Source organism: Streptomyces sp. NPDC001816, assembly GCF_042892235.1.
Lineage (GTDB): Bacteria > Actinomycetota > Actinomycetes > Streptomycetales > Streptomycetaceae > Streptomyces.
This window is the reverse complement of record NZ_JBIATY010000003.1, coordinates 529,606-546,271: the sequence shown is the minus strand read 5'-3', so window position 1 is coordinate 546,271 and position 16,666 is coordinate 529,606. Positions and strand designations below refer to the sequence as shown.

13 protein-coding genes are annotated in these 16,666 nt (G+C 71.5%); 1 reads left to right on the top strand and 12 read right to left on the bottom strand.

Going from position 1 to position 16,666, the window contains the following annotated elements; translation table 11 throughout:
- Nucleotides 1-8: 8 nt before the first annotated feature.
- The 6 genes from ACFYZZ_RS13490 to ACFYZZ_RS13465 form a co-directional block, all read right to left on the bottom strand.
- Nucleotides 9-1,352, bottom strand: coding sequence for a VWA domain-containing protein (locus tag ACFYZZ_RS13490; protein WP_389174867.1), 1,344 nt, complete (start codon nucleotides 1,350-1,352; stop codon nucleotides 9-11).
- Between the two features lie 101 nt (nucleotides 1,353-1,453).
- Nucleotides 1,454-2,758, bottom strand: coding sequence for a protein phosphatase 2C domain-containing protein (locus ACFYZZ_RS13485; RefSeq protein ID WP_389174864.1), 1,305 nt, complete (start codon nucleotides 2,756-2,758; stop codon nucleotides 1,454-1,456).
- Nucleotides 2,759-2,761: 3 nt separating this feature from the next.
- The gene (locus ACFYZZ_RS13480) at nucleotides 2,762-5,230 is read right to left on the bottom strand and encodes a tetratricopeptide repeat protein (protein ID WP_389174861.1); all 2,469 of its coding nucleotides are present in this window, start codon (nucleotides 5,228-5,230) and stop codon (nucleotides 2,762-2,764) included.
- A complete protein-coding gene (locus ACFYZZ_RS13475; RefSeq protein ID WP_389174858.1) occupies nucleotides 5,227-6,537 on the bottom strand; it encodes a hypothetical protein in 1,311 nt (436 codons plus the stop codon). Before ACFYZZ_RS13475 ends, ACFYZZ_RS13480 begins: the two co-directional genes overlap by 4 nt.
- 59 nt (nucleotides 6,538-6,596) lie before the next feature.
- Nucleotides 6,597-7,628, bottom strand: coding sequence for a glutamate ABC transporter substrate-binding protein (locus ACFYZZ_RS13470; RefSeq protein ID WP_389174855.1), 1,032 nt, complete (start codon nucleotides 7,626-7,628; stop codon nucleotides 6,597-6,599).
- 14 nt (nucleotides 7,629-7,642) lie between these two features.
- Nucleotides 7,643-9,067, bottom strand: coding sequence for a hypothetical protein (locus ACFYZZ_RS13465; RefSeq protein ID WP_389174853.1), 1,425 nt, complete (start codon nucleotides 9,065-9,067; stop codon nucleotides 7,643-7,645).
- Nucleotides 9,068-9,278: 211 nt separating this feature from the next.
- Between ACFYZZ_RS13465 and ACFYZZ_RS13460 the strand changes: the two genes are divergently transcribed.
- Nucleotides 9,279-9,695 carry a VOC family protein gene (locus ACFYZZ_RS13460; RefSeq protein WP_389174851.1) on the top strand — a complete coding sequence of 139 codons (417 nt, stop codon included), beginning with the start codon at nucleotides 9,279-9,281 and terminating at the stop codon, nucleotides 9,693-9,695.
- A 60-nt stretch (nucleotides 9,696-9,755) separates the two neighbouring features.
- On the opposite strand, the gene ACFYZZ_RS13455 is transcribed toward ACFYZZ_RS13460, so the two are convergent.
- From ACFYZZ_RS13455 to ACFYZZ_RS13430, 6 genes are read right to left on the bottom strand one after another with little or no spacing between them, the layout of a single operon-like run.
- On the bottom strand, nucleotides 9,756-10,745 hold the full coding sequence (locus ACFYZZ_RS13455; protein WP_389174849.1) for an N-acetylglucosamine kinase: 990 nt from the start codon (nucleotides 10,743-10,745) through the stop codon (nucleotides 9,756-9,758).
- Nucleotides 10,736-12,001 (bottom strand): 6-phospho-beta-glucosidase, encoded by a 1,266-nt coding sequence (locus ACFYZZ_RS13450; protein ID WP_389174847.1) that lies wholly within the window; start codon nucleotides 11,999-12,001, stop codon nucleotides 10,736-10,738. Before ACFYZZ_RS13450 ends, ACFYZZ_RS13455 begins: the two co-directional genes overlap by 10 nt.
- Nucleotides 12,002-12,007: 6 nt before the next feature.
- On the bottom strand, nucleotides 12,008-12,901 hold the full coding sequence (locus ACFYZZ_RS13445; protein ID WP_389175752.1) for a carbohydrate ABC transporter permease: 894 nt from the start codon (nucleotides 12,899-12,901) through the stop codon (nucleotides 12,008-12,010).
- Between the two features lie 2 nt (nucleotides 12,902-12,903).
- Entirely contained in the window at nucleotides 12,904-13,845 is a 942-nt protein-coding gene (locus tag ACFYZZ_RS13440; RefSeq protein ID WP_389174845.1) for a carbohydrate ABC transporter permease, read from the bottom strand.
- A gap of 2 nt (nucleotides 13,846-13,847) precedes the next feature.
- Entirely contained in the window at nucleotides 13,848-15,191 is a 1,344-nt protein-coding gene (locus tag ACFYZZ_RS13435; protein WP_389174842.1) for an ABC transporter substrate-binding protein, read from the bottom strand.
- A gap of 60 nt (nucleotides 15,192-15,251) precedes the next feature.
- Complete coding sequence (locus tag ACFYZZ_RS13430; RefSeq protein ID WP_389174840.1) at nucleotides 15,252-16,463, bottom strand: ROK family protein; 1,212 nt, start codon at nucleotides 16,461-16,463, stop codon at nucleotides 15,252-15,254.
- Nucleotides 16,464-16,666: the final 203 nt, after the last annotated feature.

Below are 16,666 nucleotides of genomic sequence, written 5' to 3'. Positions count from 1 at the left end.
TTGGAGCACTACTTCTTTACACGAACAGTCTTTGTGGACCGTGTCTCGAGAGTCATCTCGTCGGCCTCCTCGACCTTCGCCTTCAGTCGCACAGTACCTGTCGCGGCATCGACCACGTCCACCACCTTCGAAAGCAGTTTCGCAGTATCGGCGTTCCCGGAGGCACTCGCGAGCTGAACAGCGCGGCCCAGTTTGGCCGTTGCTCCATCGAAATCGCCCGCTTTGCGAAGATCGAGCCCCTGCTGGATGGCTTGCGCCAGTTCGGCCTGCCCCGTGTAGTGGGCGACTTGGGGGTTGATCGAGGTCGAGGCCGTCATGTCGTCGGTCCACACGGCCCGTACGAGCCCCTGGGCGCCGAGGTTCTGTGCCGTTCCGTCCGGTTGTGGGACGACCAGCGAGACCCGGGCGGCGAGCATCTCCTGGCCGAGACCGGCCGCCGGGACCTCGACGCACAGGTGGTAGTCGCGGGACTCGTCGCCCCAGGACCCGGTGGGGTAGTCCCCGGCCCGGGGCCCGGCCTCCGTGCGCCGGCCGGTCAACTCCTCGACTGTGGGTGCGACTTGCTTGACGAACCTGATGGTCGTGCCGACCGGGGTCCACACCCGCAGGGCGACGTCGGCGACCTCCTTGCCCATCGCCGCCTCCATCATCTGCGTGAAGTCGGCGGCCAGGCCTGCCGGGTCGGCGACGATGTCGGCGGTGCCGAGCAGCGCGGAGGCGATGCCTGTGACTTCTTTCACTTCCCAGTCGGTGCCCACGCCCCGCGCGTCACAGGTGAAGCGTCCGGCGCAGGAGTCGAGCGCGGCCCGCAGGTCCTCCGGCGACTCGTGCTCGTTGCGTCCGTCGGTGAGCAGGATGCCGTGCCGGATGGCCACGTCCGCCGAGGACAGCAGCCGGTCGGCCAGTCGCAGCCAGGTGCCGATGGCCGTACCGCCGCCCGCGCTGAGCCGGCGCAGCGCCTGCTTGGCCTCCTCGCGGGTCCGGGCGTCGGCGACCGCGAGCCGTCCGCTGCCCGGGTAGACCTCCTTGGCGACGTGCGTGCCGCCGATCACCGCGAAGTGGGTGCCGTCGCGCAGGGTGTCGATCGCGGCGGCCGTGGCGTCCCGGGCGTTGCGCATCTTGGTCGGCGGGTAGTCCATGGAGCCCGAGCAGTCGACCATGATCGCCACGGCGGCGGAGGGCCCGTGGCCCGGTGCGTACACGGGTGCGGCGACCGCGCTCCCGATCGTGCCGCCGCCCGTCGCCGTCACCGTGACGATGGCGTTGACCTCACGGCCGCCCTCGGGCAGGTACTCGTTCTGGTAGACGTCGACCGAGAACTGTGGCACGTGGGACTTCGCGAAATTGGCCATGTTGGTTCAGATCCCCCTCGGACACCCCGCCGAAGCGGAGCAATGCGTGTGGACGGACCGGTCCCCTCCGGTCCGTCGAGGCTTCCCCGTCGTGTACGGCCTCAGGCCGATCCTGCCCCCTGCGGCGGCGCCGGGAACGGCAGGACGGCCACTGTTACGTTGTCGTGGCCCCCGCCGTCCAGGGCGTGGCCGACCAGAACGCGGGCGCTGTGCAGCGGCCGCTCGGCCGCGTCGGCCGGTACGGCCTCGGACATCTCCTCGGCCGTCTCCGCGTAGTTCCACAGGCCGTCGGTGCACACCACCACGACACCGGGCCGGTCCGGCTTGAAGGAGGCGGTGTGCGGCTCCAGTTCGTAGGCGTCCGCGCCGAGCCAGCCGGTGATCGCGTGGGCGCGCTCGTCGGCGTACGCCTCCGCCTCGTTCATCAGGCCGGCCGCGACCATCTGCGCCGCCCAGGAGTCGTCCTCGGTCAGCCGGGCCGCGGGCGCGCCGCGGTCCGCCGGCACCCAGTAGGCGCGGCTGTCGCCGACCCAGCCGACCACCAGCAGCCCGGAGGTGACGATCGCGCCGACGATGGTGCACGCCGGGGCGTTCTGGTGCGGGGCGTGCTCGCGGTCCGCTGCGGGCTCCTCGACGAGCGCGTTGACGGCCTGGGCGGCGGCCACGATCGCCTCGTGCATCGCCTGCTGCGGGTGCGTGCCGCGCGGCAGGGCGGCCAGCAGGGTGTCACCGGCCGCCTGCGCTGCGGCCGCCGAGGCCTCGTCCGGGCGGGTCGCCGAGGACACGCCGTCGCAGACGATCGCCAGGGCGGCTGGTGAGCCGTCGGGCAGCGCGGTGTGGCCGACCGTGAAGGAGTCCTCGTTGCGGTGGTGACGCAGGCCGCGGTCGCTGACCGCGGCGACCGGGCCCGACTCCCGCTCCATGTGGTCGCGTTCGCGGGGCTGGGCGTGCCCGCAGTTCTCGCAGTAGCCGTCGCTGTCCACCCGGCCCGCCCGGCAGGCCACACAGACCGGCTGGGGCTCCTCCGGCACGGCGGCCGCCGCGCGCGGGTCCGGTGCCTGCAGCGGGTACTCGTCGGGCTCCGGGGGCCGGTCGAAGCGGACGCCGGGCGCGGCCGGCTCCTGGGCGTGCAGGGGCTTGCCGCCCGAGTCGGTGCCGGGCAGATCGGCCGGCAGATGCACCTCGCCCGGGGTGCTGCCGGAGCCGGCCGGCTCGGGGGCGGGCCAGTCCACGCCGTCCCCGGGCACGGGGGAGCCGGTCATGGTGAGCGTCGGATGGTCCTGCGGCGGGACGGGCACGACGGAGAGGTCGTGTCCGCACGCGCCGCAGAACAGGTCACCCGACTCGAGCGGCTCGGCGCAGCTCGGGCACTTCGACAGTGCGGCCTGCTGGGGCATCTGCGACATCAACTACACCCACGTCCGGGGGCGGTAACGGTTGGCCCGTTCCACCAGTTCGATCCTCTCCTCGCCGCCGGGCGCCAGCCGGGCCAGCGTGCGGTACGCGCGCTCCAGTCCGAAGCGGAGGCCCCGCTCGTCCAGACCGCTGCCGAGCAACACCCGTCCGCCGGCGGCGGGTCGGTCGGTGCCCTGGCCTGTGGAGAGTATCCAGTCCAGTGCGCTGCCGAGCACTTCGGCCGACAACTGCTCGCGCCGGGCCGGGTCCAGGCCGTACGCGTCCAGCGCCTCGACCTGGCCGGCGGCGGCCGTCAGGTCGTCCAGGAACGGTACGTCAGCGGCGCTCGCGGTGCGCTGTCTGAGCCGCGCCCGGACCGCGGCGACCCGGGCGGCCGTGTAGTGGATGGAGGACTCCGGCACCGACTCCAGGGTCCGTACGGCACCGCGCCGGTCCCCGGCCGCGAGCTGCACCCGGGCCAGCCCGAAGGCCGCGCTGACGAAGCTCGGGTCGGTCGCCCACACCAGGCGGTAGTACTCGGCCGCGTTGTCCAGCTGGCCGAGCACCTCCGCGCACAGGCCGAGCGCCAGCTTGGGCGCGGCCTCGCCCGGGAAGGCGTCGTAGATCGCGTCGAAGGACAGCGCCGCGCCCTCGAAGTCGCCGGTGACCAGGGCGGCCACGCCCCGGTACCACACCACCCGCCAGTCGTCGGGCCGTTCCTCGTCGAGCTTGGCCAGCGACATCAGCGCGGCCTGGTGGTCGCCGCTCTCCAGCCGGGCCCGGATCTGCCGCAGCCGGGTCTCGACGGTCTGCGCGGGCGCCGCGTCCAGCGCGCTGATCAGCTCGGCCGGCGCGGACGCCATCAGTCCGGCCAGGAAACCGGCGTTGGGGTCGCCCGGGTCGACCAGCGGGACGGGCAGGGCGAGGGCGGCGGCTGGGGTCGCGACCGGCTTGACGATCGACGCCGGGGGCAGCTCGGGAGCCGACTGGACGCCCCGCACCTGCCGGGCCCCGAGCCGGGACACGTCCCCGTCCTGCTTGGGGAACAACTCGGTGTCCGTGACCTTCACTTCGGGCCCGAGCAGCGTCGACAGCGCGGGCCGGGCCTGCCCGGTCTGCAGCGAGACGACCTCGCGCAGGACCCCGGTCAGCTGCTCGGCCATCTCCTGCGCGGAGCCGAACCGGCGGGCCGGGTCGGGGTCGGTGGCGCGGACCAGGAGCCGGTAGAAGGACTCGTACCGGTGGAAGACCTCGATGTTGTCCGGGTCGGGCAGGGAGTCCACGAAGACGTTCGTGTAGCCCTGGAAGTCGAAGGTGAGCACCGCGAGCGTACGGCCCACCGTGTACAGGTCGCTCGCCACCGACGGGCCGACCTCGGCGACCTCGGGCGCCTGGTAGCCCACCGTGCCGTAGATCGCCGACTCGTCGTCGTCCATGCGGCGCACCGCGCCCATGTCGATCAGCTTGAGCTGGTCCTCGGTCTGGATGGCGTTGTCGACCTTGAAGTCGCAGTACAGCAGGTTGCGGCTGTGCAGATGCCCGAGCGCCTCAAGCGCTTCGATGCCGTACGCGCACGCCTGTTCCACCGGCAGCGGATCGCGCCGGCCGTCCGGTGTGCGGCGGGCGTTGGCGATCTCCTTCAGCGACTTGCCGCCGACGTACTCCATGACGATGTAGCCGTCGAGGGAGCCGGTGCGCTGGTCGAGGTGCTCCACGAAGTTGTAGATCCGCACGATGTTGGCGTGCTCGATCTCCGCGAGGAACCGCCGCTCGGAGATCGCGGCCGCCATCGCGTCCTGGTCGCCGGTGTCCAGCAGGCCCTTGAGCACCACCCACCGGTCGGACACCGCCCGGTCCACGGCGAGGTAGATCCAGCCCAGGCCGCCGTGCGCGAGGCAGCCCGCGACCTCGTACTGGCCGTGCACGATGTCCCCGGCCTTCAGCTTCGGCACGAACGAGTACGGGTGCCCGCACTTGGTGCAGAACCCCTCCGTGCGCCCCGGCCGGTCACCGCGCGCCCGGCCCACGGGGGCCCCGCAGTCGGACCGCGAGCAGAACCGCTTCCGCTCGGGCACCTCCGGGTTCTCCAGCACCATCGCGCGCGGGTCGGGCCGCGGCACCTGCGGCACCGAGACCAGACCGGCGCCCAGCCGCCCCCGGGCGGAGGCGCCGGAGGAGGAGCCGGAGCTGCGCACCGACACCGAGCGGCCGGTGGACCTGCCCGACAGGGAGCGCGAGAGCCGCCCGGACACCGAACGCCGCGACCTGGACGACTGCGACGACGTACGCGAGCTGCGCGAACTGCCGCCGCTCGCCGAGCCCTTGCCGCCACCGGTGATCCCGGTGGGCGGCGACCCGACCATGCCGGTCGCCGAGACGACGGGTGCGAGGCCGCAGGTGTCGCAGTACAGCTCACCGCCGCCGACGTCCTCGTACGTCCCCTCGCAGCCCGGCCGCTGGCACGCTCGCTGTGCCTGACTCATGACGACTCACTCCTACGGTCCTGAGCTTCGCCCTGCTGGGGAATCCTCGATGCGCCGAACTGCTCGGCCGCCGCCTGCTGGTAGCGCAGTACGGCCTGCTCGGCCACTCTCAGGTCGCAGGGCGCGCTCCACAGCATGCGCCGGGCGCTGTCGTACCGCTCCATCAGCAGGGGGTCCTCGGCCAGCCCGTGCCGGGCGACCTTCGCCTTGTACGCGTCCAGGCGGCCGCGCAGCTCGGCGCGGACCGCGAGCGGCGCGGTGACGGCCGTCAACGACTCGCGGGCGCGCAGCAGTTCGTCCTCGGCCTTCTGCTCCAGGGACTCCAGGAGCGGGGAGAGCCGGTGCCACTGCGCCTGCCGTCGGTACTCGGCCGCGGTCGCCAGCTGTTCCTGCAGCACGGTCGGCGGCCCGCTGACGACGGGCACCTCGGTCGCGGCGATCTTGGCGAGCACCTCGCCGCGGGCGGTGCGCGCCTCGGCGAGGGTGCGGTCCGCGCGGGAGAGCACGTCCCGCAGCCGGATCAGCCGGGCCTCCGCGTCCTGGCGGACGGTCAGCACGGCGTCGATCTCCCGGCGTACGTCCTCCAGGGCGCGCGCCTCACGGTCGTACACCGTGGTGTCCGGGCGGCCGCCGCCGGGCGCCGAACTGCCCTCCGCCGGCACCCAGAAGGCGAGCGGGTCCGTGACCACGTCCTCGCGCAGCCTGGTCAGCGTGCGGGTGATGCGCTCCAGGTCGTCGCCGGCCGGGTGCTCGCCGGGGCGTACGCCCACGGAGTGCGCGAGCTTGCGGGTGCGCTGGAGTTCCGCGGCGAGTAAATCGATCCGGGCGGGCAGCGCCGACCAGACCGCGTCGGCGGTGACGACCAGGTCCAGCGAGGAGGCGTACAGCTCGTTCATCCGGTCGACCAGGGTGCCGAGCGAGAAGCTCTCGCTGAGCTTGCTCGCGGCCCCGAGCGTGGCGGCACCGCCGGGCACGGTGACGGAGTCGCCGCGCAGCAGTTCGGTCAGCTCCACCAGGTCCTCGCGGCTGGACCAGCGGCGCCGGGCGCGGATCTCCCGGGCGGAGCGCAGCGCGGCCGTGTAGGCGTCGAAGTACGCCCACAGCAGGGTGATCGACGCCTCCGTGGCGGCCCAGCGTTCCCTGGTGACGCCGGTCAGTTCGGCGCCTTCGAGGAGTCTGCGGCCCGCGTGGTCCTGGAGGGCGAGCAGCGAGGTCTCGATCGCCTCGTGCTCGGCGCCGAGCCGCGCCAGCGCACGGTCCACCTCGTCCCGGTCCATCACCGGCCCGGCGGGGTCCGTGACGCCCATCGATCACCTCTCGCTGCTGTGTGGTTGGACTTGGGCGGGTTCTGGTCGGGGGCGGGGGGTCAGCTCTTGCGCAGGTACTCCGGGGCCGGCGGCTTGGACGCTCCCGAGTCCTTGCCCAGTGTGGCCGACAGCCATCGGTCGTACGACGCCTGCCAGCCGCTCGTGCGGTAGCCGACCAGGATGCGATTGACCCGGCGTACCAGATCGTCGGCGTCCTTCTTCATCGCCACGCCGTAGTACTCGGTGGTGAACGCCTCGCCCTTCAGCTCGACCGTCGGGTCCTGGGCGGCCTGGCTCGCGGCGAGCGCGCCGTCGGTGACGACCGCGTCGACCTCGCCGAGCTGTAGCCGGACCAGGCAGTCGAGCTGGTTGGGGACCGTGGTGGAGATGTCCGTGGAGGCGGGCAGGGTGCCCTTGTCCCGGTCGGCCTTCAGCTTGAGGTAGGCCGTGGAACCGGACGCCGTGCAGATCTTCTTGTGCGCGAGCGTGCCGTCGTACCCCTTGATCGGCGAGGACTTGGGCGCCAGCACCTGCTGCCCGGTCTTGAAGTATGGGGCGGAGAAGGCGACTTCGCCGAGCCGCTGGCAGTTGATGGTCATCGTGCGCACGACCATGTCGACCCGGCCGTCCTGGATGGCGGTGATGCGCTGGCTGGTCGGTATCGCCTTGAACTGTACCGCTTCCGGGTCGCCGAGGATGTCCGCGGCGATCCGGTGCACCAGGTCGATGTCGAAGCCCTCCAGCTCCGCGCCCTCGGTGTTCGGGTTGCGGTAGCCCCAGTGGTAGCTGTTCTGGTCGACGCCCACGACCAGCTTGCGCTTGGCGCCCGTACGGGACTTGATGGCGTCGATCGTCGGCCCGTCGGCGCCGGACGGCGACAGCGTCTGCTTCTGCGCGTCCGAGTCCTTGCAGTCCGAGGCCCGGGCCTGGGTGGCCTCGGCCATGCCCGGGCCGGCCGTGCGCCCGTCCTGGCGGGCCTCCTGGGCTCGCGGCAGCAGCAGGACGAACGCCAGCGCCAGGGCGCACAGCACCGCCATCGCGCCGACTCCGCCCCAGCCCCGCAGGGAGGCCCGTGCACGTGCTGCGTACATCGTCCTGCCCCCTGTCACCGGTACTCCGAAAGCCTGCGTCCGATGCCGGCGACCGCGCCCGCGGCACCGAGGACCGCCAGCACGGCGGCGCCGATGGGCAGCCCGGTCATCGCGTCCCGTCCGTCCCCGGCGGCCTGCTTGAACTCGGCCTGCTCGTGGTCGATGGCCAGGGCGAGATTGCGGTCGACGCTGTCGAAGCACTCACCGGTCGCGCCCTTGCCGCCGATCACCATGTCCAGCGCCTGCTGGTAGTTGCCGTTCTCGTCCTCGGTACGGGCCGAGGTGTGGCGCTTCTTCCACACCGCCATGTTGCCCTCGGCCGCCTTGACCGGCTCGGTGCCCGCCCGGTCGTCGGCGAGCCCGTCGGCCTCGGTGAGGCCCTTGCCGAGCACGGTCATGTCCTTGTCGAAGTCGTAGTAGTACGCGTCGTACGTCTGTCCGCCGACCGTGACCGTCTCGGCGCCGCGCGCCACCAGGCTCAGGTTCTCGTTGCCACGTGCCTTCAGGGACGCGATCCGCGCGTCGTGCAGGACCTTCAGCGAGCGGATGCCGTGGTCGTACGAGCCGTCCAGGCCCGAGCGGGCGACGGCGTGCCCGACGACCAGCCACAGCAGCACCACGGTCGTGGCGGCGGTGGCGGCGACCAGGCCGTGGTTGAGGACGCGGTTGGTGCGCCGGTACGTGCGGTGCTGGGCCCAGCCGAGCGCGGCCAGCGCGAGCACGCCGAGCGCGATGGCCACCCACGGGTACGGCGTCGCGTCCCCGTAGTCGGCGTCGAGCCGCTGGTTCTCCTTCGTGTAGAGATCCTCCGCCGCCGGGAGCATCTCCTTCTGCATCTTCTCGTTGGCGTACCGCAGATAGGCGCCGCCGACCGGATAACCCTGCCGGTTGTAGGTCCGGGCGCGCTCGATGAGCCCCTTGTACTCGGGCAGCAGCCGGTTCAGCTTGGCGATGGTCGCCTCGGAGGGGGAGCCCGGCTCCGCGTTGGCGGCGGCCGTGACGAGCCCGGCGGCAGCCGTACGGATGTCCTTCTCGTACCGGTCGCGCGAGTCCGCGCTCTCCTGCCCGCCGGCCAGGAACCCGCTGGAGGCGGCCGTGTTGGCGTCGGCCAGCGAACGGTAGATGCCGGCCGCGCCGGAACTGAGCGGCTGGCTGCGGTGCAGCACGTCGTCGGCGGCGGCCGCCCGCTCGGAGGCCTGCCAGGCGGTGACCGCGCCGAACGCGACGACCAGCAGCGCGAGGACGGCCCCGATGATCCGCAGCCGCCCCGGCTCGGTGGTCGCGGCGGCCCGCACCTGCTCGACCCCTTCGGCGAAGGCGGTACGACGCGGGACCGGGGGCGGGCCCACCCGTGCGGGCGAGCCGGGCTGAGAGGGGATCGCGGGCATGGCGGGGCCCGCCGGTGGCGGCGCCGCGCTGCTCTTCGGCGGGTGTGTCACTTGACCTCCCCCATGGTCATCCGTTCGCCGCCAAGTATCACCGCCCGGACTGACATCCGCACCAGCCTTCACTCGATCTTGATCGGATCGCAGCGCAACCCACGGCGTGACGGCGCGGGGCGCTGGCCGCACCCCCCCCGCTGATGAACACGCCGGGTGCGGCGGATCGGTTCCCCCGCAACCCACGGCACTGCTTGTACCCTTCGCCGACATGCACGGTCGACCGAGCCACGAGCCGGGCTCTCCCCGCATGTCACGCCACGACTGGTGGGGGGTGGTCCTCGAAGCCCCCGACCCCCACGCCCTCGCCCGCTTCTACTCCGAACTCCTCGGCTGGGAGATCGCCAAGCAGGACCCCGACGGAGCGGCCATCACCCCACCGGAAGGCGTCGCCTACCTCGCCTTCCAGCGCGCGGACGACTACGTCCCCCCGGTCTGGCCCGCCCGCGAGGGCACCCAACGCATCACCATGCACCTCGACTTCGAGGTGACGGACCTGCCGGCCGCGGTCACCCACGCCCTCGAACTCGGCGCCCGAGAAGCCGACCACCAGCCCCAGGCCAACGTCAGGGTGCTGCTCGACCCGGCCGGGCATCCGTTCTGTCTCTACCTGGACGACAGCGACTGATCTCGATGGGTCGGTCATGAGGCGGGAACGCCCCTGGGCGCTGTTGCGCGCGCCCGGCGTTCAGTCCCCCCTCTCCCAGTAGGCCCGCGCCCGCTCCTGCGACCCCGCACCCGCCCCCAGCCGGTCCAGGCCCAGCAGTGCCGCGCCCAGGACGGGGCTGGCCGTCACCACCCGGACGTCGGCCTTGGGGGCGCGGGACGACAGCAGGTCCTGGACGGTGTCGTTCAGCTGGGTGTGGCCGGCGGTCAGGACGCTGCCGCCGAGGAGGACGGGGGTCTGCTCGGTGAGGAGGTCCAGGCGGGTGAGGGCGACCGTGGCCATCGTCGCGACCTCCTCCGCGAGGCGGTGCACGATCGAGCGGGCGACCGGGTCGCCCTGTGCGGCCGTCTCGAAGAGGACGGGGGTCAGCTCGTGGCGGCGGCTGTGTTCGATGTGGTCGAGGTGCAGGGCCTCGATCAGGGCGTACATGGAGGGGAGGTCGAAGTGGGCGGGGAGGGTGCGGGACAGCGCCGTCGGCTCGCCGCGGCCGTCCTCGGCGCGGGCCGCGTACCAGAGGGCCTCCTCGGCCAGGCCCCAACCGCCGCCCCAGTCGCCGGAGATGCGGCCGATGGCCGGGAAGCGGGCGGTGCGGCCGTCGGGGCGCATGCCGACGCAGTTGATGCCCGCGCCGCACACCACGGCCACGCCCCGGGGCTCGGCCACGCCCGCCCGCAGGATCGCGAAGGTGTCGTTGCGGACCTCCACCGAGGTGCCCCACGCGCGCGCGTGCAGTGCGGTCGCCAGCTGCTCCTCCTCGACCGGCAGATCGGCGTTGGCCAGGCAGGCGGAGACGTGCGAGGCGGCGGGCAGGCCCGCGTCCGAGAGGGCTCGGGTGACCGGGTCGGCGAGGGCGTCCATCGCTGCCGCGACGCCCACCGCCGGCGGGCGGAAGCCCCCGCCGCGGGCCGTGGCCAGGACCTCGCCGTCGGCGGTGACCACGGCCACGTCGGTCTTGCTGTTGCCCGCGTCGATGGCGAGAACACTCCCGCATTCAGGTGTGGTCAGGCCCACGCCAGGTGCTCCCGGTTGTGCGCGACGAGTTGGTCGGTGAGGGCCTCGGCGTACTCGTACTGGCCGATCAGGGGGTGGGACAGCAGCGCCCGGAAGACACGGTCCCGGCCGCCGCGCAGCGCCGCCTCCAGGGCCAGCTCCTCGTACGTCGTCACGTTCGACACCAGGCCCGCGTACAGCGGGTCCAGGTCCGGGACCGGCAGCGGCACCGGGCCCGTCGGGCCGACCGCCGCCTGGACCTCGATCACCGCGTCGTCAGGGAGGAACGGCAGGGTGCCCTTGTTGAGCGTGTTCACCACCTGGTACGGGCTTCCCCCTCCGCCCAGCAGGGCCGCCGCCAGGTCCACCGCCGCCTCCGAGTAGAAGGCGCCGCCCCGCTTGGCCAGCAGCGCCGGCTTCTCGTCCAGGGCCGGGTCGCCGTACATCGTCAGCAACTCGCGCTCCATCGCGGCGACTTCCTCCGCCCGGGAGGGCTTGGTGCGCAGTTCCCGTACCACCGCGTCGTGCGCGTAGAAGTAGCGCAGGTAGTACGAGGGGACCACGCCCAGGCGGTCCAGGAGGGGGCGGGGCAGACGCAGGTCGTCGGCGATGGCGTCGCCGTTCTCGGCCAGCAGCTTGGGCAGCACGTTCGCGCCCTCGGGGCCGCCGAGGCGCACCCCCGTCTCCCAGGTGAGGTGGTTCAGGCCCACGTGGTCCAGGTGGACGTCCTTCGGGTCGGTGCCCAGCATCGCCGCGAACTTGCGCTGGAAGCCGATCGCCACGTTGCACAGGCCCACCGCACGGTGGCCCGCCTGGAGCAGGGCGCGGGTGACGATGCCGACGGGGTTGGTGAAGTCGATGATCCAGGCACGGGGGTTGGTGCGGCGGACGCGTTCGGCGATGTCCAGGACGACCGGGACCGTGCGCAGCGCCTTGGCCAGACCGCCGGCTCCCGTCGTCTCCTGGCCGAGGCAGCCGCACTCCAGCGGCCAGGTCTCGTCCTGCCGGCGGGCCGCCTGGCCGCCGACGCGCAGCTGGAGCAGTACGGCGTCGGCGCCCTCGACACCCGCGTCCAGGTCGGAGGTGGTGACGATCCGGCCCGGATGGCCCTGCCTGGCGAAGATCCGGCGGGCCAGGCCGCCCACCAGCTCCAGGCGTTCGGCCGCCGGGTCCACGAGCACCAGTTCCTCGACGGGCAGGGTGTCCCTGAGGCGCGCGAAGCCGTCGATGAGTTCGGGGGTGTAGGTCGAGCCTCCGCCGACCACAGTGAGTTTCATGTCTGGTTAACCCTTCACTCCGGTGAGCGTGACGCCCTCCACGAACGCCTTCTGGGCGAAGAAGAACACGAGGATCACGGGGGCCATGACCAGCACGGTCGCGGCCATGGTGAGGTTCCAGTCGGTGTGGTGCGCGCCCTTGAAGGACTCCAGGCCGTAGGAGAGGGTCCAGGCGCCGGGGTTCTCCGAGGCGTAGATCTGGGGGCCGAAGTAGTCGTTCCAGGCGTAGAAGAACTGGAAGAGGGCGACGGCGGCGATGCCCGGCTTCGCCATCGGCAGCACGACCCGCAGCAGAGTCCGCAGGTCACCGCAGCCGTCCACCTTCGCCGCGTCGACGTACTCGTTCGGGATCGTCATCAGGAACTGGCGCAGCAGGAAGATGGAGAACGCGTCCCCGAACGCCATCGGGATGATCAGCGGCCACAGCGTGCCGGACAGATCCAGCTGCTTCGCCCAGAACAGGTACATCGGGATGATGACCACCTGCGGGGGCAGCATCATCATCGAGATCACCAGCATGAGTGACAGGTTGCGGCCCCGGAAGCGGAACTTCGCGAGCGCGTACGCCACCGGAATGGACGACACGACGGTCAGCACGGTGCCGAGACCGGCGTAGATCAGGGTGTTCTTCCACCAGGTCAGAAAGCCGGGCGTGTCGAAGACCCTGCGGTAGTTGCCCCACTCCCAGGTGTGCGGGATCAGGTCCCGGCTGAGCGCCTGCGAGTCGCTCATCAGCGAGGTCAGGAACACGAACACGAACGGGAGCGTGAAGAACAGCGCGGCGGCGATCCCCAGGGAGTGGACGGCGATCCATTCGAGCAGCGCCCGGCGGCGGGCGGTCCGCTCCGCCCCGGACACCGGCGGCGCCGGCTTCACCGGCTGGTCCAGTACTTGGGTTATGGTCAGTCACCTGCCTGGATGAGACCGCCCCGGCGCCGCATCAGGAACGCGGTGAACACCATCGACAGGGCGAACAGCACCAGAGCCACCACACAGGCCGAGCCGTAGTCGAAGCGCTGGAAGCCAAGGTTGTAGACGAGCTGGGGGAGGGTGAGCGTGGACTTGTCCGGGTAGCCGGGCTCGAACTGGGTGCCCGCGCCCTGGATCACACCCGAGGCGACCTTCCCCGCGATCAGCGGCTGCGTGTAGTACTGCATCGTCTGGATCACGCCGGTGACCACGGCGAACATCACGATCGGGGAGATGTTCGGCAGGGTGACGTAGCGGAACCGCTGCCACGCCGACGCGCCGTCCAGCTCGGCCGCCTCGTACTGCTCCGTCGGCACGTCGAGCAGCGCGGCCATGAAGATGACCATCAGGTCGCCGATGCCCCACAGCGCCAGCAGGGTCAGGGCCGGCTTGGACCAGGCGGGGTCGTTGAACCAGCCCGGCGCCGGGATGCCCACCTTCTCCAGGATCGAGTTGACCGGCCCCGTACCGGGGTTGAGCAGGAAGGCGAAGGCCATCGTCGCCGCCACGGGCGGGGCGAGGTAGGGCAGGTAGAAGAGGGTGCGGAAGATGCCAGCGCCCGTCTTGATCTTCGTGATGAGCAGGCCCACACCGAGTCCGAAGACGACCCGGAGGGTCACCATCACCAGCACCAGCCACAGGGTGTTGCGCAGGGCGGGCCAGAACAGCGGGTAGTGCTCGAAGACGTACGTCCAGTTCTTCGTTCCGCTCCACGTCGGCGGTTTGAAGCCGTCGTAGTGCATGAACGAGAAGTAGACCGTCGAGATCAGCGGGTACGCGAAGAAGACCGCGAAGCCGATCAGCCAGGGCGACATGAAGGCGGCCGTCCGAAGCGTCGCCCTGCGGCGCTTCGAGGCGAGCGTGATCGTGCTCATGGCTACTTCGCCTGCGCGATGTCCGTGTCGATCTGCGCGGCCGTCTTCTTCAGACCGGCCTTGAGATCGGTGACCTTGCCGCTCTCGTAGTCGTAGCCGAACTGCTGGATCGTCACCAGGTACTGGCCGCCGTTGATCGAGGCGGGACTCGTGGTCGAGTCCGGGTTCGCGGCGATGTCCAGGAAGGTCTTGAACCGCGGGTCGTACTTCAGCTTCGGGGACTTCAGCGCGGCCAGGGTGGAGGGCACGTTGTGGATGTCGTTGGCGAAGCCGACCACCGCATCCGTGTCCGTGGTCATGTACTTCACCAGCTCCCAGGCCGCGTTCTGCTTGTGGCTGGTGGCCGCGATGCCCGCGATGGTGCCGGTGATGTAGCCCTTGCCGTACTGGCCGGCCTGGTCGTCCGGTACGGGCAGCGGAGCCACGCCGATCTCGAACTTCGGTTTGGTGTCGAGCGCCATGCCGAGCCGCCACTCGCCGTCCAGCTGCATGGCCACCTGGCCGGTGTGGAAGGGGTGCTTCGGACCCCACTCGTCGCCGAGGGTGGCCCGGAACTTCTCCAGCTTCTGGAAGCCGCCGAGTTCGTCGACGAGCTTCTTCTGCAGGGTGAAGCCCTTCTCGAACGCCGGGTCCTCGGCCACGGCGGACTTGCCGGCCTTGTCGAAGTACGTCGGCGAGAACTGCCCGAAGTAGTGCTCGGTCGTGGACTCCCAGCCGTGGTAGTCCGGCATGAAGCCCAGCTGCTTGTACCCGTCGCCCTGCGGGACCGTCAGCTTCTTGGCGTCGGCCTCGAACTCCGACCAGGTCTTCGGCGGGGCCGTGATGCCCGCCTTCTCGAACGCCGTCTTGTTGTAGTAGAGGCCGTACGCGTCGCCCAGCAGCGGCACCGAGCAGCGGTTGCCGTCGAACTGGGTGTACTCGTTCATCGCCTTTGGGAAGGTCGTCTCCGGGTCGATGTCCGACTTCTTGAAGAAGGGGTTGAGGTCCACCAGCGCGCCCGAGGAGCAGAACTTGCCCACGTTGTTGGTGGTGAAGGAGGAGATCACGTCCGGGGCCTTGTCGCCGCCGGAGCGCAGCGCCTGGTTGATCTTGTCGTCGGTCATGTTGCCGACGACGTTCACATGGATGTTGGGGTGGGCCTTCTCGAAGCCGGCGACCAGGGACTTGACCGCCTTCACCTCGTTCGGCGCGCTCCACGCGTGCCAGAAGTTGATCGTCGTGTCCTTGGCGGCGTCGTCGGTGGCGCCGGAGTTGGACTGGCCGGTACAGGCGGTGGTGAGCAGGGCGAGCGACGCGGTTACGGCAAAAGCCGCCTTTCGGGCAACAGAGGGTATGACTTCGGGCATGGCGAGGTCTCCCGGGGCAGGGGTGGGTGAGAAGAGGGGGACTGCGGAGGGGGGCGGGGCTCAGTGCGAGGTGTCGAAGACCTCGTCGCGGGTGGCCGCGAGCGCGGACTCCAACGCACCGCGCAGCACGGGGTGTTCACGGACGTCGCCGACGACGAGCCGGGGGCGGGCCGCCGCCAGCTCCTCCAGCTCGGCCTGGACGAGGGTGCGCAGCACCTCGCCGCCGGCCGTCAGGACGGAGCCGCTGAGGACGACGAGGTCGGGGTCGAGGACGGAGACGAGCGAGGCGAGACCGGTGGCCAGCCGGGTCGCGTAGGTCGCGAGCAGCTCCCGGTGGGGCCCGCTCGCATGGTCGGCGGCGCGGGCCAGGAGTTCCGCGGCGGCCTCGGCGTACGGCCCCGACGGCACGTCCTCGATGCCGAGTTCGCGGGCCAGCTTCGGTACGGCCTGGGAGCCGGCCAGCTCCTGGTAGCCGCCGCTGTTGGCCTTGGTCACCTGGCGCACCAGGGGGGTGCCGGGCACGGGGAGGAAGCCGACCTCGCCCGCGCCGCCGGTCCAGCCGCGGTGCAGCCGGCCGCCGAGGACCAGGGCGGCGCCGAGGCCCTCCTGGTTCCACAGCAGCACGAAGTCGCTGTGGCCCCGGGCCGCGCCGAGCCGCTGCTCGGCGAGGGCGACGAGGTTGACGTCGTTCTCGTACTCGACCGGCATCGGGAGCGCCGCCGCGAGGTCGTCGAGCAGCGCGGGGGAGTGCCAGCCGGGCAGGTGGGAGGCGTAGCGCAGCCGGCCGGTGTTGGGGTCGAAGGCGCCGGGGGTGCCGATGACCAGCCGGTGGACGTCGTCCCGGGCCAGCCCGGCGGACTTCACGGCGCCGTCGAGGGCGTCGGTGACCTGCCGGACGACCGGGTGGGCGGGGCGACGGCCGGGGGTGGGCAGTTCGTACTCACCGACCGTGCGGCCGGTGATGTCGGCGACGGCGGCGCGGATGCGCTCGGGGGTGACGTCGAGCCCGGCGGCGTACGCGGCCGTGGGATTGACGGCGTACAGCTGGGCGTTGGGGCCCGGCCGGCCCTCGCTGGTGCCGGTGACCCGGACCAGACCGGCCGCTTCCAGGCGGGCCAGCAGCTGGGAGGCGGTCGGCTTGGACAGGCCGGTGAGCTTGCCGATCCGGGTGCGGGACAGCGGCCCGTGCTCCAGCAGGAGATCCAGGGCGGCGCGGTCGTTCATGGCGCGCAGCACGCGAGGGGTGCCCGGCGTACCGGCGGTTCCTGCCATGGGGGTCGACACCTGCCTTTCCAACTGCCCAGCTTCCCAGTGACCTGGTCATGACGTCCAGTCTTGATCAACGGCCGCCCGAAGATCACTGTTAGGAAACTTTCCTATTCGGGTGGGAGGAACGTAAGCCCAGGACGAAGAGGGCGTCAATAGACAACGCCCCCGAGGCAACAGAGTCGTTACCTCGGGGGCGTGCCCGTAAG

Coding starts and splice junctions, on each gene's coding strand:
- ACFYZZ_RS13485 (WP_389174864.1), bottom strand. CDS start 2,758: ATGTCGCAGATGCCCCAGCAGGCCGCACTGTCGAAGTGCCCGAGCTGC.
- ACFYZZ_RS13460 (WP_389174851.1), top strand. CDS start 9,279: ATGCACGGTCGACCGAGCCACGAGCCGGGCTCTCCCCGCATGTCACGC.
- ACFYZZ_RS13440 (WP_389174845.1), bottom strand. CDS start 13,845: ATGAGCACGATCACGCTCGCCTCGAAGCGCCGCAGGGCGACGCTTCGG.
- ACFYZZ_RS13450 (WP_389174847.1), bottom strand. CDS start 12,001: ATGAAACTCACTGTGGTCGGCGGAGGCTCGACCTACACCCCCGAACTC.
- ACFYZZ_RS13430 (WP_389174840.1), bottom strand. CDS start 16,463: ATGGCAGGAACCGCCGGTACGCCGGGCACCCCTCGCGTGCTGCGCGCC.
- ACFYZZ_RS13475 (WP_389174858.1), bottom strand. CDS start 6,537: ATGGGCGTCACGGACCCCGCCGGGCCGGTGATGGACCGGGACGAGGTG.
- ACFYZZ_RS13470 (WP_389174855.1), bottom strand. CDS start 7,628: ATGTACGCAGCACGTGCACGGGCCTCCCTGCGGGGCTGGGGCGGAGTC.
- ACFYZZ_RS13435 (WP_389174842.1), bottom strand. CDS start 15,191: ATGCCCGAAGTCATACCCTCTGTTGCCCGAAAGGCGGCTTTTGCCGTA.
- ACFYZZ_RS13490 (WP_389174867.1), bottom strand. CDS start 1,352: ATGGCCAATTTCGCGAAGTCCCACGTGCCACAGTTCTCGGTCGACGTC.
- ACFYZZ_RS13480 (WP_389174861.1), bottom strand. CDS start 5,230: ATGAGTCAGGCACAGCGAGCGTGCCAGCGGCCGGGCTGCGAGGGGACG.